This is a genomic window from Veillonella sp. CAG:933, from assembly GCF_000431435.1.
Classification (GTDB): Bacteria; Bacillota; Negativicutes; order Veillonellales; family Veillonellaceae; genus Veillonella_A.
Map to the genome: position 1 here is coordinate 1 of NZ_HF986138.1, position 26354 is coordinate 26354.

Annotated in this window: 25 protein-coding genes and 2 riboswitches; of the genes, 14 read left to right on the forward strand and 11 right to left on the reverse strand. The window is 43.4% G+C overall.

Annotation, left to right across the window (positions count from 1 at the left end; genetic code table 11):
• The first annotated feature begins 707 nt into the window (after positions 1 to 707).
• Positions 708 to 885: riboswitch (cobalamin riboswitch) on the forward strand.
• A 373-nt stretch (positions 886 to 1258) separates the two neighbouring features.
• The 4 genes from QZL64_RS01545 (at position 1259) to QZL64_RS01560 (ending at position 7256) form a co-directional block, all read left to right on the forward strand.
• A complete protein-coding gene (locus QZL64_RS01545; RefSeq protein WP_021840295.1) occupies positions 1259 to 3445 on the forward strand; it encodes a methylmalonyl-CoA mutase family protein in 2187 nt (728 codons plus the stop codon).
• Positions 3445 to 5628, forward strand: a complete 2184-nt coding sequence (gene scpA / locus QZL64_RS01550; protein WP_021840296.1) for a methylmalonyl-CoA mutase — start codon at positions 3445 to 3447, stop codon at positions 5626 to 5628. Before QZL64_RS01545 ends, scpA begins: the two co-directional genes overlap by 1 nt.
• Before the next feature lie 4 nt (positions 5629 to 5632).
• On the forward strand, positions 5633 to 6799 hold the full coding sequence (meaB, locus tag QZL64_RS01555; protein WP_021840297.1) for a methylmalonyl Co-A mutase-associated GTPase MeaB: 1167 nt from the start codon (positions 5633 to 5635) through the stop codon (positions 6797 to 6799).
• A 130-nt stretch (positions 6800 to 6929) separates the two neighbouring features.
• A complete protein-coding gene (locus tag QZL64_RS01560; RefSeq protein WP_021840298.1) occupies positions 6930 to 7256 on the forward strand; it encodes a hypothetical protein in 327 nt (108 codons plus the stop codon).
• 299 nt (positions 7257 to 7555) lie between these two features.
• Here QZL64_RS01560 and QZL64_RS01565 read toward each other — a convergent pair whose 3' ends face one another.
• The 6 genes from QZL64_RS01565 to nikB form a co-directional block, all read right to left on the reverse strand.
• Positions 7556 to 8056: a GNAT family N-acetyltransferase gene (locus tag QZL64_RS01565; RefSeq protein ID WP_021840299.1), complete on the reverse strand. Its 501-nt coding sequence runs from the start codon at positions 8054 to 8056 to the stop codon at positions 7556 to 7558.
• 72 nt (positions 8057 to 8128) lie between these two features.
• A complete protein-coding gene (locus QZL64_RS01570) occupies positions 8129 to 8941 on the reverse strand; it encodes an ABC transporter ATP-binding protein (protein ID WP_156705595.1) in 813 nt (270 codons plus the stop codon).
• A gap of 43 nt (positions 8942 to 8984) precedes the next feature.
• On the reverse strand, positions 8985 to 9800 hold the full coding sequence (locus QZL64_RS01575) for an ABC transporter ATP-binding protein (RefSeq protein WP_021840301.1): 816 nt from the start codon (positions 9798 to 9800) through the stop codon (positions 8985 to 8987).
• Between the two features lie 106 nt (positions 9801 to 9906).
• The gene (locus tag QZL64_RS01580) at positions 9907 to 11469 is read right to left on the reverse strand and encodes an ABC transporter substrate-binding protein (protein WP_021840302.1); all 1563 of its coding nucleotides are present in this window, start codon (positions 11467 to 11469) and stop codon (positions 9907 to 9909) included.
• Positions 11470 to 11624: 155 nt separating this feature from the next.
• Positions 11625 to 12449, reverse strand: a complete 825-nt coding sequence (gene nikC / locus QZL64_RS01585; RefSeq protein WP_021840303.1) for a nickel transporter permease — start codon at positions 12447 to 12449, stop codon at positions 11625 to 11627.
• Complete coding sequence (gene nikB / locus QZL64_RS01590; RefSeq protein WP_021840304.1) at positions 12449 to 13387, reverse strand: nickel ABC transporter permease; 939 nt, start codon at positions 13385 to 13387, stop codon at positions 12449 to 12451. Before nikB ends, nikC begins: the two co-directional genes overlap by 1 nt.
• Positions 13388 to 13593: 206 nt before the next feature.
• Positions 13594 to 13779, reverse strand: a riboswitch (cobalamin riboswitch).
• A gap of 543 nt (positions 13780 to 14322) precedes the next feature.
• Here nikB and QZL64_RS01595 point away from each other — a divergent pair.
• Positions 14323 to 14505, forward strand: a complete 183-nt coding sequence (locus QZL64_RS01595; RefSeq protein ID WP_021840305.1) for a hypothetical protein — start codon at positions 14323 to 14325, stop codon at positions 14503 to 14505.
• Between the two features lie 2 nt (positions 14506 to 14507).
• Here the strand turns inward: QZL64_RS01595 and QZL64_RS01600 are convergent, their stop codons facing one another.
• From QZL64_RS01600 to rpsF, 4 genes are all read right to left on the reverse strand, one after another.
• Positions 14508 to 15329, reverse strand: a complete 822-nt coding sequence (locus QZL64_RS01600; RefSeq protein ID WP_021840306.1) for a sulfurtransferase — start codon at positions 15327 to 15329, stop codon at positions 14508 to 14510.
• A gap of 144 nt (positions 15330 to 15473) precedes the next feature.
• A complete protein-coding gene (gene rpsR / locus QZL64_RS01605) occupies positions 15474 to 15704 on the reverse strand; it encodes a 30S ribosomal protein S18 (RefSeq protein ID WP_006555209.1) in 231 nt (76 codons plus the stop codon).
• A 41-nt stretch (positions 15705 to 15745) separates the two neighbouring features.
• Positions 15746 to 16147 (reverse strand): single-stranded DNA-binding protein, encoded by a 402-nt coding sequence (locus QZL64_RS01610; RefSeq protein WP_021840307.1) that lies wholly within the window; start codon positions 16145 to 16147, stop codon positions 15746 to 15748.
• Between the two features lie 17 nt (positions 16148 to 16164).
• Positions 16165 to 16449: a 30S ribosomal protein S6 gene (gene rpsF, locus QZL64_RS01615; RefSeq protein ID WP_006555211.1), complete on the reverse strand. Its 285-nt coding sequence runs from the start codon at positions 16447 to 16449 to the stop codon at positions 16165 to 16167.
• A gap of 296 nt (positions 16450 to 16745) precedes the next feature.
• Here rpsF and QZL64_RS01620 point away from each other — a divergent pair, with 296 nt between their 5' ends.
• The 8 genes from QZL64_RS01620 to ychF all read left to right on the forward strand — a co-directional run bounded on the left by QZL64_RS01620 (position 16746) and on the right by ychF (position 24784).
• Entirely contained in the window at positions 16746 to 17717 is a 972-nt protein-coding gene (locus QZL64_RS01620) for a diaminopimelate dehydrogenase (RefSeq protein WP_021840308.1), read from the forward strand.
• A gap of 348 nt (positions 17718 to 18065) precedes the next feature.
• On the forward strand, positions 18066 to 18587 hold the full coding sequence (locus QZL64_RS01625) for a hypothetical protein (protein WP_021840309.1): 522 nt from the start codon (positions 18066 to 18068) through the stop codon (positions 18585 to 18587).
• A 28-nt stretch (positions 18588 to 18615) separates the two neighbouring features.
• Positions 18616 to 18963 (forward strand): winged helix-turn-helix transcriptional regulator, encoded by a 348-nt coding sequence (locus QZL64_RS01630; protein ID WP_021840310.1) that lies wholly within the window; start codon positions 18616 to 18618, stop codon positions 18961 to 18963.
• Between the two features lie 283 nt (positions 18964 to 19246).
• Positions 19247 to 19888: a TetR/AcrR family transcriptional regulator gene (locus QZL64_RS01635; protein ID WP_021840311.1), complete on the forward strand. Its 642-nt coding sequence runs from the start codon at positions 19247 to 19249 to the stop codon at positions 19886 to 19888.
• 56 nt (positions 19889 to 19944) lie between these two features.
• The gene (locus QZL64_RS01640) at positions 19945 to 20919 is read left to right on the forward strand and encodes an HlyD family secretion protein (RefSeq protein WP_021840312.1); all 975 of its coding nucleotides are present in this window, start codon (positions 19945 to 19947) and stop codon (positions 20917 to 20919) included.
• Positions 20916 to 22418, forward strand: coding sequence for an ATP-binding cassette domain-containing protein (locus QZL64_RS01645; protein ID WP_021840313.1), 1503 nt, complete (start codon positions 20916 to 20918; stop codon positions 22416 to 22418). The genes QZL64_RS01640 and QZL64_RS01645 overlap by 4 nt, the downstream gene beginning before the upstream one ends.
• A gap of 1 nt (position 22419) precedes the next feature.
• Positions 22420 to 23553, forward strand: coding sequence for an ABC transporter permease (locus tag QZL64_RS01650; protein ID WP_021840314.1), 1134 nt, complete (start codon positions 22420 to 22422; stop codon positions 23551 to 23553).
• Positions 23554 to 23677: 124 nt separating this feature from the next.
• Positions 23678 to 24784, forward strand: coding sequence for a redox-regulated ATPase YchF (gene ychF / locus QZL64_RS01655; RefSeq protein WP_021840315.1), 1107 nt, complete (start codon positions 23678 to 23680; stop codon positions 24782 to 24784).
• 195 nt (positions 24785 to 24979) lie between these two features.
• On the opposite strand, the gene QZL64_RS01660 is transcribed toward ychF, so the two are convergent.
• Positions 24980 to 25855 (reverse strand): DUF3298 and DUF4163 domain-containing protein, encoded by an 876-nt coding sequence (locus QZL64_RS01660; protein WP_021840316.1) that lies wholly within the window; start codon positions 25853 to 25855, stop codon positions 24980 to 24982.
• Positions 25856 to 26107: 252 nt separating this feature from the next.
• Between QZL64_RS01660 and QZL64_RS01665 the strand changes: the two genes are divergently transcribed.
• The coding region (locus tag QZL64_RS01665) for an OPT/YSL family transporter (protein ID WP_296309128.1) at positions 26108 to 26354 on the forward strand (247 nt) is incomplete at its 3' end.

A 26354-nucleotide genomic window follows, 5' to 3' on the forward strand; every position in this document is an offset into this window, starting at 1 on the left:
CAAGATATCTTGGAGCTATTTGCTAGCTCGTTTTTCGTTGTTGTCAGCTTAACCGAAGTTATCTGACTTAGAATTTTTTGGTTGGTTTCAACGTTGTTGAAACCCGCACTCTGGCTATGTTCATTTCGTTAAAAATGATTACCTTACATTGTTCAGTTTTCAAAGATCTGCTTTATCGCTTTACCTTAGGGGCTTGCGACAGCTTAATTAGTATATCGCAATCAGTTTATCGTGTCAAGCACTTTTTTAAAATTTCTTTTAAAAAGTTTTGCTGCGAAAACAGAAAGAATATACATCACTTTTTCAAAATAACCCGCTTCCAATTGCTTGAAGGAGGTCACTTGATGTCCCGTGATTGAGGACATGAACTATCATACCCTTTTTGCCTATGGTTCGTCAACCCCTTTTTACTAAATATTTTTAAGATTTTTAATTAAACACATTATTCCTTCAAGCGTGGACAACACATGCTTTTACCTCATGTATCACCTTTAACTGCATATAGTAGTATATATATTAATTGTACCTCTTGTTGTATAAATACACTTTAAACCCACTACTTACAATTTTGTCCCACCCCATACCTTACCGATTATGCATACACCCCCTTAGCATGAGTTATAACTAACCTTTATACGTTACACATGCTTAAACTATGCATTTAAATTGACACTCCTATGTTATAACCATATAATAAAATTATAAAACAAATACAGTCCCCTATAGGCGCTTTTTAAGCTTAATAGAGAAGTCGGTGCAAATCCGACACGGTCCCGCCGCTGTGAAGTGGAGTTCCTTTTTATTATGTCACTGAACATTATGTTTGGGAAGGCAAAAGGAATGATGAAGCTGAGTCAGAAGAACTGCCTAAGGAAGCATGTCGTTATACCCGCGATAGACGGGAAGATATGGTGTGATTCTTTTCGCATACAATCTTACCGTTTTGCAGTCTTGCTGTGAAACGGTATTTTTTTCGAAACTACTTCCTATTGGAGACTGCCCGGTACATCCACTTATATGGCTCTTCGGTAGGAAGTTTTATTATTGTTATAGGAGGAAACAATATATCCCACCGCGTTATTTATGAGACACAGTAAGTAAGTCCAACTGCCGCTCGCCATCTCACAGCGCGAGGCTAAGCGACAAAACGGTTTTACCTAATCATAGACGCAACGAAGCCACATAGTGTTGTATATAGCGAATGCATCAATTTTCTTGCATTTCATATTCTATTTGCTATGTAGAAAGGATTCGTACTATGGAACATAAGCAGCAGACTCTAGCCGTTTCAAGGCAAAATGGGCACGAGGAATTGCCCGCTGTCACCTTTGACGAGTTTGAAATTCCCAGTTATGACGAATGGCAGGCCGCCGTTGAAAAACTGTTAAAAGGTAAGCCTTTCGATAAGAGTATGTTCACGAAAACTTACGAAGGTATTTTATTTCACCCAATTTATCGTTTAGAGGATCAAAAAGAATTAACCCACCCTTACACCTATCCGGGATTAGCGGATAAGCTCCGCGGCGCGCATGCCAGCGGCTATATCCACACACCTTGGTCAATCGCTCAGCGCTGTGATGCCAAAACCATCAGCGATGCCAATGCCATGGCAGCTTTCGAGCTCGATAAAGGCAGCACGGTTGTAAGCATTACTACCGACAGCTTAACACAACAAGGCATCGATCCTACCGATGGTACTGACGAAACATTCATCGATACCGGCGTTTCCTTGAGCACAGCCGAAGATGTAAAAGCTTTATTAAAAGATATTGATGTTAACAAGCATGAAATCGAATTATTCGGCGGACCATCTGCCGTTAATCTCATCAGTGCTGTATCCATCGCCTGCAAAGCAGCCGGGTTAAAATCCGCCGAATTGCACGGTGCTATTGCTGCCGACCCTATCGGTTCTTTACTCCGTTTTGGCAAAGTAAATCGTCCGCTCGACGAACTCTATGATGATATGGCTCATACGATTCACTGGGCTAAAGCACATGCACCTAATTTAAAAACAGTCCTCGTTGATGCCGATGTATATCACAACGGCGGGGCCAACGGTATTCAAGAAGCAGCCTATGCCCTTCATACCGCTTTGACTTATATGCGCGCTATGGAACGTCGCGGTATTGATGTTGATACATTCTGCCGTCACATTCGTTTCCATTTCAGCGTAGGCGCTACGTTCTTCATGGAAATCGCCAAACTCCGCAGCATTAAAATGCTATGGTCTCAATTGGTTCGTCATTGCGGCGGCGACGAAGAAGCCCAACGCATCAACTTATATGTAAGCACATCCGCTTTTTGCCAAACTGTGTATGATCCGTACGTTAACTTATTGCGTGCCGCATCACAGTCCTTCTCCGCTGTAGTAGGCGGCGTTGACGGCATGAACGTGTATCCGTTCGACCATTGTATCCGTCCGAGCGATGAATTCTCCCGCCGTATTGCCCGCAACATCCAAATCATGGAACAGCATGAATTCAACTTCATTCAACCGGTTGACCCGGCGGGCGGTAGCTGGTACCTCGAACCGTTAACGGAAGAGTTCACCGAAAAATCCTGGGCTAAATTCCAGGAATTGGAAAACATGGGTGGCATTACGGAAGCCATCAAAGCCGGTAAGGTTCAAGAAGCTGTTCACAGCATTTTGGAAGACCGCTTCAAAAAATTGGCAACTCGCCAAGACCGCGCCGTTGGTAATAACATGTACCCTAACATGACCGAAGAATTGCTCGAAGTCCCTGAAATCAATAAAGCAGACCTCTTAAAGCAACGCTTGGACGAACTTGCCAAGCAACGTAAAACAGCCGATGAAAAAGCCATCGACGAAGCTTTACAAGTTCTTAAAGACTCCGACTTCAGCGAACCGATGTCGCTTATCGGCGCTGTGAAAACGGCCCTTAACGCAGGTGCTACTTTCGGCGAAATCACAAACGCCCTCGCCACCGATAGTCAAGGCGAATCCGTTTCACCAATCGAAGCGCATCGCTGGACCGAACGTTATGAAAAATTACGCCGCACGACCGAAGAATTTGTAGCCGAAACCGGCGACAATGTTCATATCTTCTTGGCTAACATGGGTCCTATCCCGCAACATAAAGCCCGTGCCGACTTTGTTACATCCTTCATGCAGGTTGCCGCCTTTGACGTAGCCTTGAACAACGGTTTCAAAACAGTGGAAGACGCCGTAGCCGCCGCCCTTGAATCCAAGGCGGACGTAGCCATTGTGTGCTCCACCGACGACACCTATCCGGAATTGGCACCGGCCGTTACGAAAGGCATCAAAGCCCAGCGCCCTGAAATGAAAGTATTCCTCGCCGGTGCTCCATCACCTGAACTAAAAGAAATGTGTGATGCTGCCGGTATGGACGACTACATCAGTGTACGCTCCAACTGCTACGAAACACTGTTACGGATGCAACAAGAAAAGGGGATGATTAAATAATGGCTAAAATACCTAATTTCGCAAATATCCCATTTGCCGGGGCCGAAGCCAATGAGCAAGCGGCTCAGGAATGGCTTACTCAGTTAAAAGCTGAAACAGGCAAATCCTTTGATGAAAACTTCTATCGCACGATGGAACAAATTGACGTGGCACCGCTGTATGACCAAGGTGCCTATGCCGATTGCAATCACTTATCCTATATGGCCGGTTTACCGCCATATTTACGCGGACCATACGCTACCATGTATGTAACCCGCCCTTGGACCGTACGTCAGTACGCCGGTTTCTCCACCGCCGAAGAATCCAACGCCTTCTATCGTCGTAACCTCGCAGCCGGTCAAAAAGGCTTATCCATCGCCTTTGACCTTGCTACGCACCGCGGTTATGACTCCGACCATCCGCGCGTAGTGGGTGACGTTGGTAAAGCCGGCGTAGCCGTTGACTCCATTCTCGACATGGAAATCCTCTTCTCCGGAATTCCACTCGATCAAATGTCCGTATCCATGACAATGAACGGTGCCGTTTTGCCAATCATGGCGTTCTACATCTTAGCCGGTGAAGAACAAGGCGTTGATAAAAAAGTTATGGCCGGTACGATTCAAAATGACATTTTGAAAGAGTTCATGGTACGTAACACCTATATCTATCCTCCGGCCGCTTCCATGCGTATTATCGGCGATATTTTCGCGTATACATCCAAATATATGCCTAAATTTAACAGTATTTCCATTTCCGGCTACCATATGCAAGAAGCCGGCGCTACCGCCGATATTGAGTTAGGTTACACCTTGGCGGACGGTCTTGAATATCTCCGTACCGGTACCCAACACGGCTTAACCATTGACCAGTTCGCCCCTCGTCTGTCCTTCTTCTGGGCTATGGGTAAAAACTACTTCATGGAAATCGCCAAAATGCGTGCGGGCCGTATGTTATGGGCTAAAATCGTTAACAGCTTCAATCCGGAAAACCCTAAATCCATGGCGCTTCGTACGCATTCACAGACATCCGGTTGGAGCCTCACCGAACAGGATCCGTTCAACAACATTACCCGTACTTGTATCGAAGCTATGGCGGCGGCTCTCGGCCACACCCAGTCGCTTCATACCAATGCGCTTGACGAAGCTATCGCCTTACCGACAGACTTCTCGGCCCGTATTGCCCGTAATACACAGCTTTATATCCAGGATGAAACCAAGGTATGTAAAGTTATCGACCCATGGGGCGGTTCCTACTATGTAGAATTCTTAACCAACCAATTGATTCGCAAAGCCTGGGCTCATATTCAGGAAATCGAAGAATTGGGCGGCATGAGTAAAGCTATCGACACCGGCCTTCCTAAGATGCGTATCGAAGAAGCGGCCGCTCGTCGCCAAGCTCATATTGACTCCGGTAGTGAAAAAATCGTCGGCGTTAACTATCTGCGCTTAGACAAAGAAGATCCGCTCGATATTCTCGAAGTAGATAACACTACCGTACGCTTGGCTCAGATTGAACGTCTTAAAAAATTACGCGCTAATCGCGACAACGACAAAGTTCGTCAATGCCTCGACGCCATCACGCATTCCATGGAAACCGGCGAAGGCAACTTATTGGAATTAGCCGTAGAAGCCGCTCGTGCCCGTGCGTCCAAGGGTGAAATTTCCGATGCCGTTGAAAAAGTGTGCGGTCGTCATAAAGCGATTATCCGTTCCATTTCTGGCGTATACAGCAGCGAGTTCAGCGATGATGACGTTATCTCCGAAGTACGTCAAATGACCGATGACTTCGAAAAACGGGAGGGTCGTCGTCCGCGTATCTTTATCGCTAAGATGGGTCAGGACGGTCATGACCGCGGTGCGAAAGTTATTGCTACCGCCTTCGCCGATATGGGCTATGACGTAGATATCGGACCTTTATTCCAAACGCCGGAAGAAGCAGCACAAGACGCCGTGGACAATGACGTTCACATCGTCGGCATCAGCTCCTTGGCAGCCGGCCATAAAACACTTATGCCGCAACTCATCGAAGAGCTCAAAAAACGCGGCCGTGAAGACATCATGGTTATCATCGGTGGCGTAATTCCGGCTCAAGATTATGATTTCTTATATGAACACGGTGCCGCCGCCATCTTTGGCCCCGGTACCATTATCCCAGTATGCGCGAAGAAAGTACTCGAATTGTTAAATGAACGTCTAGAGGAGTGATACTATGACGGAACGATATAAACCGTCCTGGGTTCCCGAAGCAGATGATGATAAATTCGCCTGCCGCGTTATGCGCGGCGTCAATGACAGTCCTTTGCGTAATACCTCAAGCACACCACCTAAACAAACCGGCGGCAAACGACCGGCCAAACTTACCGTCGATGATTATGTGGAAGGCATTTTAAGCGGCAACCGCATGATGCTGTCCCGCGCCATTACCCTCATCGAAAGTAATGCGGCTGCCCATTTTGAAATGGCCCAGCAGGTTATTCAAAAAGTCTTGCCATACACCGGCAAAGCGACGCGTATCGGCATCACCGGGGTACCGGGCGCCGGTAAATCTACCTTTATCGAATGCCTCGGCACCAAACTTTGCCAAGAAGGTCATAAAGTGGCCGTTTTGGCGGTCGATCCGTCCAGTACCGTAACGGGTGGCAGTATCTTAGGTGATAAAACTCGTATGTTTACCTTATCGCGGCAGGAAAACGCCTTCATTCGTCCGTCCCCTTCGGGCGGGACGCTAGGTGGCTTAACCCGTAAAAGCCGTGAAACCTTACTTCTTTGTGAAGCAGCCGGCTATGACACAATTCTTGTCGAAACCGTCGGGGTCGGTCAAAGTGAAACCACCGTGCGCTCCATGGTCGACTTTTTCCTGTTAGTCGTACTAACCGGTGCCGGTGACGAACTGCAGGGCATGAAAAAAGGGGTTATCGAGCTCTCCGATGCCATCGTGGTCAATAAAGCGGACGGTGACAACAAACCGAAAGCTCTGATTACGAAATCGGAATATAATCGGATTCTCCATTTCCTCCGCCCCGCCACGGAAGGGTGGACTACCCAGGCATACACTTGCTCGGCGTACACCGGCGAAGGCGTTATGGAGCTTTGGCATGATGTTATTGAAAAATTCATCGAACAATGCCAAGCCAACGGCGTCTTACAGGAGCGTCGCAAACAGCAAACTATGTCGTGGGTATACTCCATGGTGGAAGAGCATCTTCACAATTTATTCTATCGGGCGCCGCGTATCATTGCTTGCAAAGACAGCGTGGAAGACCAAGTGCTCCAAGGCGAGCTGACACCTACCTTAGCGGTGCAGCAGCTCATCAATACATTTATTGAAGAAAAATTGGAGCCTATCGGATCTAAAAATAATCCGATACTCAAATAGGCAATGTCCGTATCGCGCGGCTCGCCCTAATATCCCGAGGCCGGCACAAGCGCAGTAGTGCCTTGTGCCATGGCCTTACAGGTTTTCACAACGCCTTACAACCGGAATCCACAGAAAGGAGGCCATCCGATTGACTACACAAAATCAAGAAAATGACTACAAAGTGCCTCAAGGATTACTCGACCTTGTATCGCGCCGTTATAATGTGGAAATTATCGACAGTCACTATATTTTGGTGGACGATAAATTCAACCGTTATAACATTATGTATGATATTCGCTTACCCCAAACCGTACAGACAGCGCTCCGCTCAAAGTACGGCCCTAACGATACGGGTATGCATGTTAAATGGGAATTTATAGAGTCAACTAATAGCGTGCGCTTTTATTCGGAGATTGGCAACAATATACTCCTCCTCTTGGATAGCGTAATGCCAGAAAACGACAGTGCTGTCTAAGTGTCTATATAGCTGACCCCAGAAACATTACTCACACCCCCCAACGCTACTCTATAGCTTTCATTGTGTGTAGCCTATAAGGAAAAGCGTAATGCAGAGATTCAATTTTGAATCCGAATGCATTACGCTTTTTCTTTTTATATATTCGCTTGTGAATAACTTATTTTTTAAAACTTAATCACTTTTCTGTGGATAAGTAGTGGATAACCGATAGTTTAATGTGTATAAACCTGTGACAAACTGTGAATAAGTCACCCTGTTTTGGTGGATAACTTTTTTCATAATCATTCAAACACACCTCAGCTAAGCTCTTTACTGAGCCAATAGGTTTGCCACTCATCCTTTGTATCATAAAATTCAACATAACCATGGCGTTGCCAGAAGGCACATCCTTTGATGAGAAATCTATGGGTATTCAAACATAGATGGGTATAACCAAACTCTTTAGCACTTTTTTCCAGCAACTCATAAATCTGACGTCCATAGCCACTACTTTGAGCCTTCGGCGAAACATACACGCGCGATATATAGCCCCAAGTTGATGCATCCACGCAATGGGGCGGGCGACGATGGTGAGCTTCTAAAGGACTTACACAACCGGTTCCCATGACTTCGCCATTTTCATAGAGCACATAGAAAGAACTTCGTTTATCCGGTGAATAATGCTCCGCTAATTGTAAAAAATACTTATTATGCTCACTATCCAAAGGCCTTCTATAATGCAAATGCATTTGCTCAACTAAGAATTGATAAATCGGCTCCCGCGGCGTGTCCGGGGTAATCAGTTCAATATTTGCCATACCTAATAAATCAGCCTCCAAATACCTACATCATCCTACTATAACGCCTTGGCAGTCCCTACTGCCTTCACCTTATAATACGACCGGTTTGCGATGCTCCGTCACTTCAAATACAGCCGCTAACAGCTTACGTGTATAAGGATGTTTAGCTTCTGTTAAATGTTTCGCCGAAATTGCTTCCACCACTTCGCCGTTATACATCACAACTACTCTATGGCATATACTGCGAATTAAGGCAATGTCATGAGCAACAAATAAATACGTTAGATTCTTTTCCTTTTGCAATTTAACGAGCAATTTAGCAATCGAATCTTGTACGGATACATCAAGAGCCGAAGTCGCTTCGTCAAATACAACAATATCCGGCTCCAACACTAAGGCACGGGCAATGGCCACCCTTTGACGCTGACCGCCACTCATTTCATGAGGATAACGTTTGGCAAACGTGCCGTTAAGCCCAACCATCTCCAAATACTTGGTGGCAATAGCCGTGGTTTCTCCTTTTTTCAAAAGACCGAAATTATACAAAGGTTCACAAATAATATCTTCAACTGACATACGCGGGTCAAAGGCCTGCGAGGAATCCTGGAACACCATTTGAATCTTGCGGCGTTGTTCGCGCTTTTCTTTGGCCGATGCTTTGGAAATTTCCACACCGTTTAAATAGATTTCGCCACCGGAAGGTGCTGTCATTTGCATAATCATCTTCATGAGCGTACTTTTACCGGAGCCCGATTCACCAACAATCCCCAGCGATTCGCCGCGCCATAAGGACCAACATACTTCTTTACAAGCTTGCAACGTGCCACCATTCGGCAACGAGAAATTTTTACAAAGACCTTTAACTTCCAAAATCGGAGTGCCTACGCCGTCAGCCGCCGCCATTGAAGTATGAGTGCCGTAATTTTCAGTATAGGCTACGGCTTCCTTATTCAACTGTGTCGACATAGCGTGTCCCTCCTAACGTCGGTACGGCTTGCAATAACTGCTGGGTATAAGCGGAATGCTCTTTGAAAAGAACATCATCCCGTGAGCCGTAATCTACCACTTTACCTTGTTGCATAACCATGATTTTATCCGCCATATGAGCGGCTACCCCGATGTTGTGGGTTACCATGATAATGCCGGTGCGACTTTTTTGGCAAAGCCGCATCAATTCCTCTACAATCTGAGCCTGCGTTGTCACATCAAGGGCCGAAGTCGGTTCATCGGCAAGCAACAAGTGTGGCGTGAAGGCCATCGCCATGGCAATCCCCAAGCGCTGACGTTGACCGCCGCTAAGTTCAAAGGGATACCGTTTCAAAAAGTCCTTATCCGCCGGCAAGGATACCATTTTCATCAATTCGATGGCTTTCGTTTCCGCCGCCCCTTTATCTAAATCACTGTGGCGACGAATATGGGCAATGAACTGTTTGCCGATGGTCTGAATCGGGTCCATAGCACTGCCGCTATCCTGGAAGATCATGGAAATATCGGTGCCCCTATATTTCCGCCATTCTTCCTCAGACCATGTAGCAATATCTTGGCCGCGGTAATTAGCGCCGCCGGCCACAACATGACCTCCTACGGACAACAAGCCGATTAAGGCACGAATGACCGTGGTTTTGCCACTGCCCGACTCACCTACAATAACGAGAATTTCGCCTTCTTCTAAGGAAAACGTAACGTCTGTCACAGAAGGCGCCGCTTCACCATAGGCTATGCTCAAATTATTTACTTCTACCAGTGCTGCCTCCCGTGTCATATCGTTTGCGCACATCCTTTCGTATTGCTTATATAACAAAGATTTTTCAAAATATTATATATCACCTAATAGTATTTCGTATCAAAACAACGATATACAAATGAGCTTATTTAGAAATATCGTTCGTAATCCAGTAGTAATCGGATGGGAACATAACTACACCTTTAAGTGCTTTATTGGCAATGATATTAGTCATTGGGTAACCAAGGTATAAAGCTGCACCGTCATTTAAGAGAATCTGCTGTGCTTCAATAATTAATTGTTTACGAACAGCCGGATCGAATTCAGTAGACAATGCATCTAATTTAGCATCGAATTCAGGATTGCTGTAACCGGAACCATTTTGCGGATTATCGCCGTTAACATTAGTTTTCCAGTACCATTTGAGGAATGTTTCAGGGTCACCGGTATTCGCTGTTACGATATTGGAGATAAGCAAATCATAATCTCCGTCGATCCCCATTTTATCGATTAAGGTATAGTCAACCGTTTTAATTTTTACATCTACGCCCACTTTACGAAGGTCAGCTTGTACCGCTTCAGCGAAGATAGGTAACTCAGCACGACTGTTGTATACTACGAAGTTAACGGACAACGGACGACCGTCTTTATCTAAGATTCCGTCGCCATCGGTATCTTTCCAACCGGCTTCTGCCAATAATTGTTTAGAGCGGTCAGGATTGTACGCATTTGGATCAGTCAATTGATTAAAACCATAATCCATGGATGGTGGAATCGGTGCTTTACCCGGAATGAAGGTGCCTTTTAAGAGTACATCTGCATAGTTTTGACGGTCCGTAGCGCTGATGAAGGCAGCACGCACTTTAGGGTCGCCCAATAAGCCTTTTTGATTGATACGCGCCAATACTACGCGCAAGGAAGCAATTTCATCAACCTGGAATTTGTCGTTCCCTTTGAAAAGATCGATTTCGCCCGGCCCAATGTTAACGGCCATATCTACTTCACCGGATTGTAATGCCATAGCACGAGTATTAGGGTCTTCAATGGACGGCACTTCTACAGTTTTGAACGGTACGGAACCATTCCAGTAGTTTTCATTAGCTTTTAACACGGATTTATCTTTACTGTACGAAACAACGGTGTACGGGCCGGTTGCAATCGGACCTTCTTTGGCAAAGTTACGGCCATCTTTTTCAGCTTGTACGTCAACAACGAGGAATAAAGGATCCGCTAATAAACCGGGCATGTTCGGCATAGGTTTTTTAGTCTTAATAATTAAATCCTGACCGTTGGCTTCAATAGAATCATATTCGAAGAATGTACTGGCACGTTTAGCTTTAGCAAAAGCACGCTCAATAGATTCTTTTACTTCAGCAGCCGTTACTTTTTTACCGTTAGAGAATTTAGCCTTATCATCAATCGTAAATGTCCAAGTCAATTTATCATCAGCCAAGGACCATTTAGATGCTATCCAAGGTTTAGCCACCATGGATTTGTCAAACTTGGTAAGCGTTTCACCGATACCGTAACGCATAACTACCCAAGCATAGAAGTTATCGGTAGGCTCCAACGTATCCGCAAAGTTGGTTACCCCTACTTTTAACACATCTTTGTTTTCTGCAGAATCACTGCCGCAACCGGCCAAAAGCGATGCCGCCAATACCACGCCTAAGCCACCGAGTAGCGCTTTACGCCAGAATTTTTTCATAATAACATTCCTCCATAAAAATACCTTTAACAAATTAACACACAGTTTGATTAACGCTAACACTCAAGATGAAATTATATAAATCCCTAACGGGTATCATCTGACAAAATGTAAATACGAAATTCTCCCATTAACCTATATAAAGATTCCGTCTCTTAGCCTCTGTTTTGACGCGGATCCAAAATATCGCGCAAGCTGTCACTCCAAAGGTTAAAAATAGATACTACGATAAGAATAGCCGCCCCCGGGAAAATCATAAGCCATGGTGCCAACTGTAAATATTGACGACCTTCATTGAGCATTAACCCCCATTCCGGTGTCGGTGGTTGTGCCCCGAAACCGAGGAATGAGAGACCGGCTACTTCGAGCATCATAACGCCAAGGTCCATGCTGGCCGTTACAACGACGAGCGGCATAATGTTTGGCAACACGTGACGACGCAAGATAACGGCCGACGTACCGCCACTCATAATAGCGGCCGCTATATAATCTTCCTGACGAACTTTAATAACAAGACTTCGCACTAAACGCGCATATTTAGCCCAACCTACAATGGTGAGCGCCAAAATGGTATTGCCTACGCTACCGCCCATAATACCGGCAATAGCGATGGCAAGCACGATGCCCGGAAAAGAAATCATGATGTCGCAAAGACGCATGAGCACCATTTCAACTTTGCCGCCGAAATAACCGGCCAAAGATCCTACTAAGGTACCGATGGACGCAACCAACACAACAATGGTAAAGCCCATGAATAAGGATAAGCCGGTGCCGTAAATGATACGCGACAATACGTCACGACCTAATTTATCCGTCCCGAACCAATGGGTAGAACTCGGCGCTTTTAAGGCATTGCTTAAATTCGAAGCAAACGGATCGTTCGGCGTAAGCCATGGTGAAAAAAGAGCTATCAATACAACCAATAAAACTAAGGATGTATAGAAGGAGAAAGCTTTATGTGTTCTAATAAACTCTTTCATTATTTACTCCCCCTTCTCAATCTAGGATCCAAGAGCGTATACGAATAATCGATTACACCATTAATTAACATATACGCAATAGAAGCCCAAAGTACGAAACCTTCAATTAACGGATAATCACGGAAAGTAATCGCCTGTACGGCCATTTTACCAAGCCCCGGCCACGAGAATACCATCTCTACAACCGCAACCCCACCAAGCAACCAGCCCATGGACATACCGAAGATGGTAAGTAGTGGTAAAAAGGCATTTGGCAAAATATGTTTAAACATGATTTCCGTATTTGTCATACCGCGTGCTCTAGCACCTACGGCATAATCTTTATTGATTTCTTCCAAAACTACCAAACGTACCTGGCGCATAAATTTTGAAATTAACGTAAATGCCAAGGTAAAAGCAGGTAAAATCGCATTTTTTAACGAAACGGTTGCCGTCGCAATCGGGGCAATACCCAATTTATAGCCAAAAATGTAAAGCAACATAAGACCAAGCCAGAAAGCCGGTATGGAAATACCGATAAATGCAATTCCGCGGAAGAGGTAGTCAGGCCATTTATTCTGGTAGATAGCGGCGATAACCCCCATGGGAACGGCTATGACGAGTAGCATCACAATTGTTACACTCGCCAACATAAGTGTACCCGGTAAGGCCTCCATCATCTTATCTACAACAGGTTTCTTGGCTGAATACGACATTCCAAGATCCCCTTGCACCGCATGAGACAACCAATTACCATATTGCACCAAGAACGGTTTATCTAACCCCAATTCCTGCCTCGTATGATCAATCAGTTCCTGTGAAACCATGGTATCCGCGGTTTCCAAAATCATGAGCACAGGGTCGCCCGGCGCCAGAAAACTTAAACTGAAAGTTAAAAATGTAACCCCAATTACCGTCACCAACACCTGCCCCAAATGCTGCAGTGTTTTTTTAAACATTCCTGTCCCCCCCTAATATACTCAATTTTCAAACTTACACTATCAACATCTATGAATCCTTTTTAGACAATATCGTTTTAAATCAAACTTCTATTATAAAAATTCATAAAATTTAGTAAATAAAAAAACTCACCCTTGAAAGAGTGAGTACGCAAAACAAATTTTAGTCAAATTAACCCCATAACACATCCCATTAACTATGTGCAACAGTCAATTTGTTATAAGCAGGCTTTCTGGCTCATGATTCATCGTTTATTTCCAGCCTTCCCAGTTTCCCAGTGACTCCTTGTTGAAATAAACTCCTCATTTACAGCTGTTTCCAGCATAGGATTTGCACCTATTTTCCTCTTAAATCGCTCGGCATACCCGACACTTACAACACTAAGATCTTTTATAGAAGTTAGTCAGAGTATATTATTCAATTTCGAAAATAAAATCCTTTATCACTAATATGTTAGCGTATTTATTGTAAATGTGTCAATAAAAAGTCAGGAATTTTTAGCCGTTTTAAGCTATTTTATAGAAAAATAATTCATTATATTGATAGATTCCTATGTTTACTCAAATTTTCTTTAATTTATTATACCCTAGTAGGTATAGTATTATACCGTAAGGGGTATATGTACTTCTTGCAATATACGTGAGTTTACCGGAGATAACACTCAAAAAATGAAGCTATAAGTCAACAGCAATAAACAATAAGGTCTATATTGATATTAATTATAATCAATTCATAGTTAACTGAATTTCTACTAAAATAGTAGCCTTAAAAAGTAAATAAAAATAAATTTAAGGCAGTAAAAATCATGTCAATTTTTTACTCATTTACACTTCACATTTCAAATAAAAGGTGTATAATAAACGGCGTATTATGTTTTTATCAAAGCATAATCAATAAATTAATTTATCGTGATTAATAAGGAGAATTTAGTGTTATGAACAGCAAGGATAAAACGCCGATTATACTGTATTTGGGGGAATTCAATAATCAGTTAGAGGCGGAAATCGTTGTTAAAGAAAAAAGGGAGCCCTATTATTCATCAAATGAAGAAAGCCCGGCGATGATTCGCCGAGCCTATTTTCAGTCAGAACATTATAGAAAGAAGAGAAGGAATTAAGGCTACGCCTTCACAAACTCACACCCTGTTTTAATAGGGAAGTTTTCATACGTTACCCAATCACTGGAACTTCCCACATAAAGAGCGGATTCAATACCGATTTCACTCATGGCGAGCATAGCAAGGCAAGCCGTAATACCGGAGCCGCAATATGTCACAATTGGTGTCTTAGTCGTTTTCAAATCTTTGAACATTTCTTTCAACTCTGCTTCAGACTTTAAACCGTTAGCAGTATAACAATTTTCCCAATAATAGTTGACTGCTGTCGGAATATGACCGGTCATACCATCCATGGTATCGATAACGCTACCGTCATAACGTTCGCTCGCACGAGCATCAACGATGATGTGGTCACCATTTTCACTGGCTGCCAACACTTCGGCACGGCTCATAAGCATATGAGGTTGTAAACGATAATCAAGTTGACTTGTTTCGGTTGGTAATTCAGTTGAATCAGTAGTTAAAGTATGTCCTTCTTTTACCCATCGTTCAATGCCGCCTTCTAATACTTTTACAACGTCTAAGCCGATGTATTTGAGCATCCACCATAAACGACCGGCTAAGAAAATCCAGCTGTCACAAATAACAACAGGAGTATCTTTAGTAATACCAAAACGTTCCATTTTTTTAGCAAATTCAACCATGTTTGGCAAAGGATGACGACCACCATGTTCTTCAACGGGATCGGATAAATCACCGGCTAAATTAATTGCAAAGGCTCCTTCAATGTGACCTGTGGCATAAGCTTTATCATCACGTACATCTAAAATTACAACGTCTTTTTGAATATTGGCTAACTCTTGAGGTGTAATAAAATTTTTCATCTTCGTACCTCCATATATATTAATACTATATTAGAAAACATCTATATAGTGTTATTGTAACAAAAACTATTGGTATAGCCAATAAAAAACCCCGGCAACCTTTCGGCTACCGGGGTTTAATACTTCATATCAAGCTATAAAGTATTATTCTGCTGTGAATGGCAACAAAGCAATAGCGCGAGCGCGTTTGATTGCTAATGTTAATTTACGCTGATGTTTAGCGCAAGTGCCGGAAATACGACGTGGAAGAATTTTGCCGCGTTCAGTCGTGAAACGACGAAGTTTAGCAATATCTTTGTAGTCGATTTGATCTACATGATCAACGCAGAAGTTACATACTTTTCTTCTTGGTTTTCTGCTTCTATCTCTTCTCATTATGTGAATCCTCCTTTTCGAATTAGTAGGAGTCCTAAACACTAGAACGGAATGTTTTCATCGTTGCTGCTACCGAAGTTATCAAAATTAGAAGACCCACCACCAAAGCTATCGGTGTTCTGAGTATCTAAGGATGTACCAACAAAGTTGGCTACTACTTCAGTTACATAGCGTTTTTGCCCATCCTGAGTTTCATAAGAACGGGTATTCAAACGACCTTCAACGAAACAACGGCTCCCTTTACGTAGGTTACCAGCTGCTTCCCCTAATTTACCCCAAGCTACACAGTTAATGAAGGCGGTTTGTTCCTTCTGTTCATTGGTAGTGGAATCAAAATATGTGTTTGTCGCAGCCACTGTAAATGATGCTACGGCTCTACCGGTTTTAGTAAAGCGCACTTCAGGGTCACGAGCTAAATTACCTAAGATCTGTACTGAGTTCATAGTAAACCTCCCAGAGCTTACTTGCCGTGTTTAACAATTAGGTGTTTAAGGACATCATCGTTGATTTTTAATACACGATCGATTTCTTTGATTTCTGCAGGATCTGCTTCAAAGTTAACCAATACGTAGAAACCGTCAGTGAATTTTTTCACTGCGTAAGCAAGACGACGCTTGCCCCAACGATCTACCTTTTCTACTGTGCCGCCTACACGAGCAATCAAAGCTTCTACTTTTTCAATAACCGCGTTGGTTGTCTCTTCTTCGGCTGGTTTCACAATCACCATGACTTCGTATTTGTTCATACAAAATCACCTCCTCTTTTGGACATATGCCCCTATCTTCCATAGGGGTAGGAAGCGCTTACCATCAATAAGCTTTTCAATTATATACTAATTCTAATAAAAAGGCAAATTTTTTATAAAAAAAAGCCCAAAATTTCCAATAATTACTATTTGCTGTTTATACTATTCTAATTTTCTATAGAAAATGACATTTTTAACTATACACCGAACTCTACACAGAGTATACTTAAATAAGAGTGTATATCAAAAAGATTGCAATGATTACAATATTATTATATATGTAGGAGGTTTGACCTATGAAAATCAGAGTAGGCATTGTAGGCTACGGCAACTTGGGCCGTGGCGTAGAAGCGGCTGTAAAATTACAGCCGGACATGGAATTAGTTGGTGTTTTTTCTCGTCGTAACGGTTTAGAAACAGTGAGCGGCGTGCCAAGCTACGCTATGAGTGAATTGGAAAGCTTCAAGGGCAAAATCGACGTTATGGTTCTTTGCGGCGGTTCCGCTACAGACTTAATCGAACAGACTCCGATGGTGGCTAAACATTTCACCGTTATCGACAGCTTCGATACCCATGCACGCATTCCGGAACATTTTGAAAATGTTAACAAAGCAGCTAAAGAAGGCGGCAATGCGGCATTAATTTCTTGCGGTTGGGATCCGGGCATGTTCTCCTTGCAACGCGTTTTTGCCGAAAGCATTTTGCCACAGGGTAAATCCTACACCTTCTGGGGCCGCGGTGTCAGCCAGGGTCACTCCGACGCCATTCGTCGTTTGGATGGCGTAGTGGATGCTCGTCAGTATACTGTACCTCGCGAAGAATATTTGGAACAGATTCGTCAGGGTCAAACTCCTGAAGTGACGGCTCAGTCCGGTCACCTTCGTGAATGCTATGTAGTCGCCGCTGAAGGGGCTGACAAAGATAAAATCGAAAACGAAATCAAAACTATGGAAAACTACTTCGTTGGTTATGAAACCATCGTTCATTTCATCTCCCAAGAAGAACTCGACAAAAACCATAAAGGCATTCCACACGGCGGTTTCGTACTTCGCAGCGGTGAAAGCACCGAAGGTACCCGTCACGTTGTAGAATATTCCTTAAAACTCGACAGCAATCCTGAATTCACCGGCTCTGTATTGACGGCCTATGCACGCGGTATTTATCGCTTAGCTAAACACGGCGGCACCGGTGCTTACACTGTGTTCGATATTCCACCGGCTTGGATTTCTACCCACAGTGCTGAAGAATTGCGCGCTCATTCTTTATAATTCGTAACAATATATTAATACCAACAATAGAATAACCTATATACTAAGAGGCTGTAACGAAAACAGATTTTCTGTTATCGTTACGGTCTTTTTTTGTGTATTAACTAAACGTTTAACTCAGTAGTACACTACTTTAAAACCTCTATACTATCTTTTTGGGTACTATAGCACTTTAAAGTGCATTCTTCCTTTCAAATCATATTTAGCATATAATGAATCCATCAGCTGATAAGAATTGTTTTCAAAATTTACAAATACATTAATAAATTAGGATTCATTACCGAATACTAACATTTAATACTGCAAAATAAATAACCAAGACTATGTTACAATAAAAGGAGATATATTATGTTACATGAAATTAATTGGCCACACGAATATTTACCGGGTACAACCGACAACTTTGCTTCCAACGAAGTGATTATCCAAGGAGTTACGGCTGCCGAAGCTTTTGACAATTTAATCGATACCGCCATTTGGCCAACTTATTATAAAAATGTGGCCGATGTGGAGTTTGACAATACTAAAGGTACCAAGCTTGCTGAAAATACGCGTTTTCGTTTTAAAACCTTCGGTTTCCCTATCGAAGCAGAAATTACCGAATTTGAAGCGCCAAAAGGTGATCAACCGGGCCGTTTAGCTTGGCATGGCTGGGCTGAAGGCGACGCCGAAACGCGTCTTGATGTAATCCATGCTTGGCTCATTGAAGATTTATCGGAAAATCGTGTGCGTATTTTGACTCAAGAATCTCAAATCGGCAAACCCGCCGTGGCTTTACACGAAGACCCAACAGATCCAATGAATATCGGCCATCAGGACTGGCTCCGTGGCTTAGCGGCTACTTTATTAAAAGCAAAAGCCGGTAAATAATAAATTATATTTTTAGGAAGGGATTATCATGGCTACCAAAAATTCTATGTTTCAATGCCCCGTTGAAGCGGCTCTAAGCCTGTTAGGCGGCAAATATAAATGCATCATCTTATGGCATTTATTGGAACGTACTCATCGTTATAGTGAATTACAGCGTGTCATTCCTCAGGCAACGCCAAAAATGTTAACCCAGCAGCTGCGTGAACTGGAAGATGCGGGCGTTATCGAACGCAAAGTCTATCCCGTAGTCCCACCTAAAACAGAATACAGCTTAACGGAATTCGGCCTCACTTTATCCCCTATTATCGAGTCCATGTGTGACTGGGGCAAAACGTATATGGGAGATAGAATTGCACCAAAAGATTGTAATTCGTAAATACTGAGTAATATTAACAACTAAAAATTCCTCTTTAAAGCAACTTAGAGATAACATCTTTAAGTTGCTTTTTTATTTGCTTTTTTAAATTACTTCTTGCTTTCCCCCTCAATGACTGATTATCTAAAATTGATCTTCCTAATATTTATTTCATCTGCCCCTTGATTTTAATTTAAACAGCGTTTAAAATTAAATTGTAAATTAAACAATGTTTAAATTTTAAAATAAAACAGCAAACTATATTACAATTCTTATTTTTCTAATCTATATAAAGGACATAATTATGGCAGAATCAACGAAAGATAAAATCATCAACACAACCTATCGCTTAATGCTCAATAATGACGATATCAGCAGCATCACGGTACGCATGATTGCCGCCGAAGCAGACGTCAACGTGGCACTCGTTAATTACCATTTTAAAAATAAAGAAAACCTCTTTAATGAGGTCATCAACCAAATTCTAATCCGTGCCAAAGAGTTTTTTAAACTCCTCGAAGACGAAAAAACGCCGCCGCGCAAGCGTTTATTCGATTTTTTATTGCAATATCAACAGCATTTAGCCAAGCATAAGAAGTTTATTTTCTATCTCTTTTCATCAAAGCAAACCTTCCCAACCCAGATGACCTATCTTAAATTCTTACGAACCCAAGGGGTTGCCAAAATAATGAGTCATGTAGCCCTCCTCATTAAAGAGCAACAACCGGATGCCTCCGATGAAGCCATACGTAATATGACTAAATTTACCTTCAGCCACTTAATCTCCATTTTGGTCTTTCCGGTTATTTACAGCGCCTCTATTAATGAAGGCGTTAAGACAATGAAAGATGTCTTCATTTCGCCGGAAGAAACCAAAGCATCATTGCATTTCTTTTTTGATACCTATTTCCCGGAATGCGAGATTGAATCGAAGCATAAAATGTAAGCCAGAACTCTAATATCAAGTGATATCTTTTTTACTACTTAGCTAAGGAGCCCCCTATGAAAAAGAAATATATCCCCATCGGCCTGGTGCTGATTCTTTTAATCGGCATCACCATCTACTACTTCTACCCCCGCACAACTACCGGCAAGGTGAACACGGTAGGTACCATCGAAGTTCACCAATACGATATTACTCCGCGCAGCAGCGGTTATATTTCAGGTCTTGATGTAGATCTCGGCAGCCGCATCACCGCCGGTGAAACACTATTTACCTTATCTGAACCAACCACCAACACAGCCCTTGATGCCGCTAAAGCATCGCTCGCTCAAGGAGCCGCCAACTTAGCGGATTTACAAGCCGGTGCTCGTGAAGATCAAATCAAAGCATACAAAGCCTTGGTCGACTCCGCGACCGTTACACGTGACCAAGCGCTACGTGAATTTAATCGCTATGACGCCTTATATGCCGAAGATGCTGTGTCCGCCCAAGTACGCGATCAAAAACAACAAGCCTATGAGGTAGCCCAGCAGAACCTCACCAAAGCGACGGCCGATTACCAAGAATTATTACAGGGCACCCGCAGCCAACAGATTGCCGCTGCCCAGGCTCAGGTAGAAGCGTTAAACGCTAATGTAGCCTCTGCCCAAAGCCGCGTGGAAGATTTAATTATGAAAAGCCCGGTTAACGGCCTTGTTTTAACCAAGAACTACAATAAAGGTGAATATGTGAAAGCCGGCGCACCTGTTTTAACCATCGCCGATATGCAGGATGCGTGGGTCCATATCTACGTGTCGACCGAGCAATTGGCTCTCATTAAAGTAGGCGACAAAGCACAAATCAAAGTAGACGGCTTACCAAACCAAATCTTTGAAGGCTATATTGAACGCATCAGCCCCGAAGCGGAATATACGCCGCGTCAAAGTATCACTAAAACGGAACGCTCAAATTTAGTATATAAAGTGCGTATTAAAGTAAAAAATGGTGAGGAAATTCTTAAACCGGGTATGCCCGTGGATGTGGTGATTCCATGATTAGCATTCAAAATGTCCACAAACATTACGGCGATGTGCACGCCCTTAAGGGTATCAACCTGACCATTCCGGACGGTGAAATGTTTGGCCTCGTTGGTGCCGACGGTGCCGGCAAATCATCGCTCCTTCGCATGCTTTGCGGACTAATCGTCCCAAACGAAGGCACTATAACTATTAATGGTGCCTCGCCGCGCGACATAAAGCACACTATCGGCTATGTATCGCAGCTCTTCGCCTTATATCCCAATCTAAGTGTGTACGAAAACCTCGAGTTGTATGGTCGTCTATACGGACTCAGTAAGGATGATCTGCACAGTAAATGTGATACTCTCGCCGAATATGTAGGCCTTGGCCAATTTAAAGACCGCATGGCCAATGATTTATCCGGCGGCATGAAGCAGAAATTAGCTTTAGCCGTAGCGCTCTTAAACACACCAAAACTACTCATTTTGGATGAACCTTCAACCGATGTCGACCCCTTATCACGCCGCGAATTATGGACTTTAATCAAAAAAATCAACCAAGACGGTACCACCGTGGTAGTCGCTACGCCTTTCATGGACGAAGCAGACTACTGCACGCAGATTGCTTTTTTTGAAGCCGGTCAAATCTTAGCCCTCGGCACGCCACAAGAACTACGAGCTCAGACCAATGTAAAAGCAAACCAAACACTGGACGAAGTATATATTCGCCTCGTCAATAAAAACAACGAACTTACCGCCGATTATGCAGTGCACCATGACTTTGAGCGACTCACCGATAAACCAATCGTTATTCAAACGCAAGACCTGGTGCGCCGATTCGGTGATTTTACAGCCGTCAACAAGCTTAATATTACTATTAAAGAAGGGGAAATCTTCGGGTTGCTCGGCTCCAACGGCTGCGGTAAATCCACGACTATTCGCATGCTCTGCGGCACCTTGACCCCTACGACCGGCCAAATCGAAGTACTCAATACGGATGTGACAAAGCATGTGTCACTCATAAAATCAAGCATCGGTTACATGTCTCAAAAATTCAGTCTCTATGCCGATTTAACAGTCATGGAAAACCTCACCTTTTACGGTCGCGTCTACGGCTTAAAAAAGGCTGAATTAGCCGAACGCATCGATACCGTCATCAACGAACTTGAATTACACGACATTAAGAACCGCTTAGTCCGTGAATTACCGACCGGCTGGCGCCAACGAGCCTCTTTAGGAGCCGCCATTTTACATAAACCGGCCATCGTGTACCTGGATGAGCCGACCAGTGGTGTCGATCCGTTGACACGTCGTCAATTCTGGGACGTCATCAATAAATTATCCGACCGAGGCACCACGATATTAGTAACCACCCACTTCATGGACGAAGCGGAACAATGTGACCGCATTCTCTTTATGGATAAAGGATCTAAAATTATCGAAGGTCGCCCTAAAGTATTAAAAGAAACCACACCGGGTGCTCATAATTTGGAAGATGCCTTTATTTATTATATGAAACAAGCTAGGAGTCAATGATATGCAACGAATTTGGGCTATACTGATAAAAGAGTTTCACCAGATGAAACGGGATAAAGCCACCTTATTTATGCTGATTTTAATGCCCTTAATGCAGCTCATTATTTTCGGCTACGCCATCAATACGGATGTAAAACATGTACCGACGGTTATTTATGACCAATCAAGAAGCGAAGAAAGCCGCGAGCTTATTAATGCCTTCGTGGGCACCTCCTACTATGATGTCGTTGAATATGTAGATAGCAACCAGGCCATGTTAGACAGCATTTATTCCGGTAAGGCCGTAGCGGCCCTCACCTTTCCGCCAACCTTCAGTGAGGATATTAAACACGGGCGCACCGCGGAAATGCAACTCATCGTCGACGCCAGTGACAATACCATAGCCAACAGCGCCATCAGCACGGCACAACTCTTAGGACAACAGCGGTCCCTAAGTATTACGTCACAACGCTTGCTGGCTACCGGCCAAGCGATGCCATCCGGTAATGCCATTGAAGTTAAAATCAACCCCTGGTTCAACCCGGATTTCATAACCGCCTATAACATTGTGCCGGGCATTATCAGCCTCATGATTACCATGACCTTGGTAAGTATTACGGCCATGGCTATCGTGCGCGAGCAGGAGGTGGGTACCTTGGAACAGTTAATGGTAACGCCGCTCAAAGACTATGAAATCATCATCGGCAAAGTAATTCCCTATGTAATCATCGGCTACGCTCAGGCGGGTATCGCTTTGGTAGCAGGGATTCTGCTATTTGATGTGCCGTTTCAAGGCAGTTTTTTCGTCCTCTTTATGACAACGACCATCTTCCTCATCGCCTCATTGATGCTGGGAATCCTCGTTTCCACCGTGGCCAAAACCCAGCTCCAAGCCATGCAGATGTCGATCTTGGTATATATGCCGAGCATTTTGTTATCCGGTTTTATGTTCCCCCGTGTGGCCATGGATGCCATTTTTCAATACCTTGGCGCCATCATGCCCATGACCTTCTACTTGACCATCATCCGCGGCATCATGCTAAAAGGAATAGGTGTCGAGTATTTATGTCCACAGATTTTTGCCCTTATTACCTTCATTATCATCACCGGTTTTATCAGTATCCACACCTTTACCAATAAACGTAAAAACGGTTAACAGTGCATCCGCGCAGTTTCTATGTTATAATAAATTGTTAACATAGTAATTTATAACTAACATAGACGTCGGTGGTTCCCATAATCACCTATAGCAGACTTAACTGATGAGTGAGGAGAATGAAATGAGTACAAATCTTGAAGTAGGTATTGTAGGCCTTCCTAATGTGGGCAAAAGTACGCTGTTTAACGCTATTACCAAGGCCGGTGCCGAAGCGGCCAACTATCCGTTCTGTACAATCGAACCTAACGTAGGTGTGGTTGACGTGCCGGATGACCGCATCAATCAATTGGCCGTTATGTTTAAATCTAAAAAAATTATTCCGGCTGCTATGCGTTTCGTTGACATTGCCGGTCTCGTAGCCGGTGCTTCCAAAGGCGAAGGTTTGGGCAACAAATTCCTTAGCCACATCCGCCAGGTTGACGCTATCGCCCAAGTTGTACGTTGTTTTGATGACCCTAACATCACCCACGTAGCCGGTTCCATCGATCCGATTCGTGACATTGAAATCATCAACACGGAACTTTGCTTGGCCGATCTTGATTCCGTTGAAAAACGCAAACAGCGTATTGAAAAAATCGCCAAGAGCGGTGACAAAGATGCTCGCATCGAACTTCCGATTTTGGAAAAAGTCATCGAAGGTCTCGGCGAAGCCATTCCGATACGTGCCCAAGGTCTCGACGAAGAAGAGTTGGAAATTCTTAAAGAGTTAACCTTGTTAACGGCTAAGAAATCCTTATATGTAGCCAATGTATCGGAAGATGAAATTTCTGATTACGAAGCTAACGAATATGTAAAGAAAGTAGAAGAATATGCGGCCAACGAAGGTTCCGGCGTCGTAGTTGTATCCGCTCGTATCGAATCGGAAATCGCCGAATTATCCGATGAAGAAGCGGCGGCATTCCTTGAAGAACTCGGTCTTACCGAAAGCGGTTTAACTAAGTTAATTAAAGCCAGCTATTCCTTATTGGGCCTTATCAACTTCTTCACTGCCGGTGAAATGGAAGCCCGCGCTTGGACTATCGTAGAAGGTACGAAAGCCCCTCAAGCAGCCGGCAAAATTCACTCCGACATTGAAAAAGGCTTTATCCGTGCGGAAATCGTAGCGTTTGACGACCTTGTAGCTTGCGGCAGCCAGAATGCGGCCAAAGAAAAAGGTCTTGTTCGCCTCGAAGGTAAAGACTATGTCATGAAAGATGGCGATGTAACCTACTTCCGCTTCAATGTGTAAGCATTAATATGTAATGTTAAAATATATTGTTAAAATATATCGTTACAATATAACGGTTATCTGTTTTAAGAAAATAAAATAAACATTAATAGCTTATTGGCTATAACAAAAAATGTACGCAGTCCAAAATCGGAACTGCGTACATTTTTTTCTGTTTATTCTGTTTACCGGCTAAGCTGTCATATTAAGTTTGGCTTAGTATTTCAATTTACCCATTGGTACATAAATCGTACCGGAAGACATAGGTCCTACGGTGCCCTGCTGGAAGATAACAAAAATTTCATGGTCTTCCGTAGCATAGAAATCGGAAGGAACTTTGTCGACCGTTCTGTTTTCAGGGAAAAACTGTGGCTTTAAATCTTCATCATTGGCAATAGCCTGATTTAATTCATCTAATTTAACGCCGCCAAAGTCATGCAAGGTCAACACTTTGCCACTGGTGCTGTTAAAGGTGAACGCTTTTACTGTATTCAAACCGTTAGCAGCTTGGTCACCAATGGTATACGATTTAAGCAATACACTGAAGATCCCTTTGTCATTGGCTTTAACATCATATGTCATGTACAGATTTTCTTTTACATCCGCTTTAAGATTGTTTTTTTCCAAATTCTTTTGCAATGTTTGTACGTATTTGGTGATTCGACTGTTAATTTCCTTTGTTACCACCGGGCTGACGGATGTTACTGTCGGATAGGTAACATGGATACGGTCACCGCTGATGGCAATCGGTTGCACCGCTACCGCTAAGCGCTGATAGTACGCATTAGCTTCCGGAACTTTCACCAAATCCGCTTCACGCGACAGTTCATCGGATGCTTCCCACATAGCTTTATTGGAAGCCGGCGAAATATCCGAAGATACACGTTTAGTCATAACGCCGGTCGTATTGTTATGTGCTTCGGTCGGCGTCTGTACTGCCACAATATCGCCGTTGTCATCGACTACAGCAGCAGCCGGTTCGGAATCCACTTTTACAACGGCCACGTCAGCAGCATTAACGCCGCCAAAACCGCCCAAAGCGATGGATCCGAATACAGCGGCCATTATATATTTTTGCCATTTCTGTTTCATAAAAAATTCCTCCTTCATTCCCCTTTATGGCTAATGTACTTTAATACATTAAATCATGCCAAAAAACACTATATATTTATAATATAGCAAAAAACGGTGAAATAATCATGATATTCTGCATTTTTTCATGATGATTTATGATGTATACAATATAGAGTTAAATTTGAGATTGATTTTTGTCCACAGTTTTTGTACAATCGTCTTGTAGGATTATTAAGTGTTCTATTTTTTATTCTCTCAAGGAGGGTTAGTATGAAGCATGATTTTATGAGTCATGACTTACATCTGCCGGAATTGACGTTCCGCGGTATGCTATTAGGCGTACTCATTACTATTATTTTTACCGCGTCAAACGTTTACTTGGGCTTAAAAGTTGGCTTAACCTTCTCCAGCTCCATTCCAGCCGCTGTAATTTCCATGGCTATCCTTCGTTTTTTCAAAGACTCCAACGTTCTTGAAAACAACATGGTTCAAACCCAAGCATCGGCTGCCGGTACTT

Bases quoted from the DNA above. Each gene is read 5' to 3' on its own strand.
- QZL64_RS01545 (WP_021840295.1), top strand. From the start codon at position 1,259: ATGGAACATAAGCAGCAGACTCTAGCCGTTTCAAGGCAAAATGGGCAC.
- scpA (WP_021840296.1), top strand. From the start codon at position 3,445: ATGGCTAAAATACCTAATTTCGCAAATATCCCATTTGCCGGGGCCGAA.
- meaB (WP_021840297.1), top strand. From the start codon at position 5,633: ATGACGGAACGATATAAACCGTCCTGGGTTCCCGAAGCAGATGATGAT.
- QZL64_RS01565 (WP_021840299.1), bottom strand. From the start codon at position 8,056: ATGGCAAATATTGAACTGATTACCCCGGACACGCCGCGGGAGCCGATT.
- QZL64_RS01570 (WP_156705595.1), bottom strand. From the start codon at position 8,941: ATGGCGGCGGCTGACGGCGTAGGCACTCCGATTTTGGAAGTTAAAGGT.
- QZL64_RS01575 (WP_021840301.1), bottom strand. From the start codon at position 9,800: ATGACACGGGAGGCAGCACTGGTAGAAGTAAATAATTTGAGCATAGCC.
- QZL64_RS01580 (WP_021840302.1), bottom strand. From the start codon at position 11,469: ATGAAAAAATTCTGGCGTAAAGCGCTACTCGGTGGCTTAGGCGTGGTA.
- nikC (WP_021840303.1), bottom strand. From the start codon at position 12,449: ATGAAAGAGTTTATTAGAACACATAAAGCTTTCTCCTTCTATACATCC.
- nikB (WP_021840304.1), bottom strand. From the start codon at position 13,387: ATGTTTAAAAAAACACTGCAGCATTTGGGGCAGGTGTTGGTGACGGTA.
- QZL64_RS01595 (WP_021840305.1), top strand. From the start codon at position 14,323: ATGAACAGCAAGGATAAAACGCCGATTATACTGTATTTGGGGGAATTC.
- QZL64_RS01600 (WP_021840306.1), bottom strand. From the start codon at position 15,329: ATGAAAAATTTTATTACACCTCAAGAGTTAGCCAATATTCAAAAAGAC.
- rpsR (WP_006555209.1), bottom strand. From the start codon at position 15,704: ATGAGAAGAGATAGAAGCAGAAAACCAAGAAGAAAAGTATGTAACTTC.
- QZL64_RS01610 (WP_021840307.1), bottom strand. From the start codon at position 16,147: ATGAACTCAGTACAGATCTTAGGTAATTTAGCTCGTGACCCTGAAGTG.
- rpsF (WP_006555211.1), bottom strand. From the start codon at position 16,449: ATGAACAAATACGAAGTCATGGTGATTGTGAAACCAGCCGAAGAAGAG.
- QZL64_RS01620 (WP_021840308.1), top strand. From the start codon at position 16,746: ATGAAAATCAGAGTAGGCATTGTAGGCTACGGCAACTTGGGCCGTGGC.
- QZL64_RS01625 (WP_021840309.1), top strand. From the start codon at position 18,066: ATGTTACATGAAATTAATTGGCCACACGAATATTTACCGGGTACAACC.
- QZL64_RS01630 (WP_021840310.1), top strand. From the start codon at position 18,616: ATGGCTACCAAAAATTCTATGTTTCAATGCCCCGTTGAAGCGGCTCTA.
- QZL64_RS01635 (WP_021840311.1), top strand. From the start codon at position 19,247: ATGGCAGAATCAACGAAAGATAAAATCATCAACACAACCTATCGCTTA.
- QZL64_RS01640 (WP_021840312.1), top strand. From the start codon at position 19,945: ATGAAAAAGAAATATATCCCCATCGGCCTGGTGCTGATTCTTTTAATC.
- QZL64_RS01645 (WP_021840313.1), top strand. From the start codon at position 20,916: ATGATTAGCATTCAAAATGTCCACAAACATTACGGCGATGTGCACGCC.
- QZL64_RS01650 (WP_021840314.1), top strand. From the start codon at position 22,420: ATGCAACGAATTTGGGCTATACTGATAAAAGAGTTTCACCAGATGAAA.
- ychF (WP_021840315.1), top strand. From the start codon at position 23,678: ATGAGTACAAATCTTGAAGTAGGTATTGTAGGCCTTCCTAATGTGGGC.
- QZL64_RS01660 (WP_021840316.1), bottom strand. From the start codon at position 25,855: ATGAAACAGAAATGGCAAAAATATATAATGGCCGCTGTATTCGGATCC.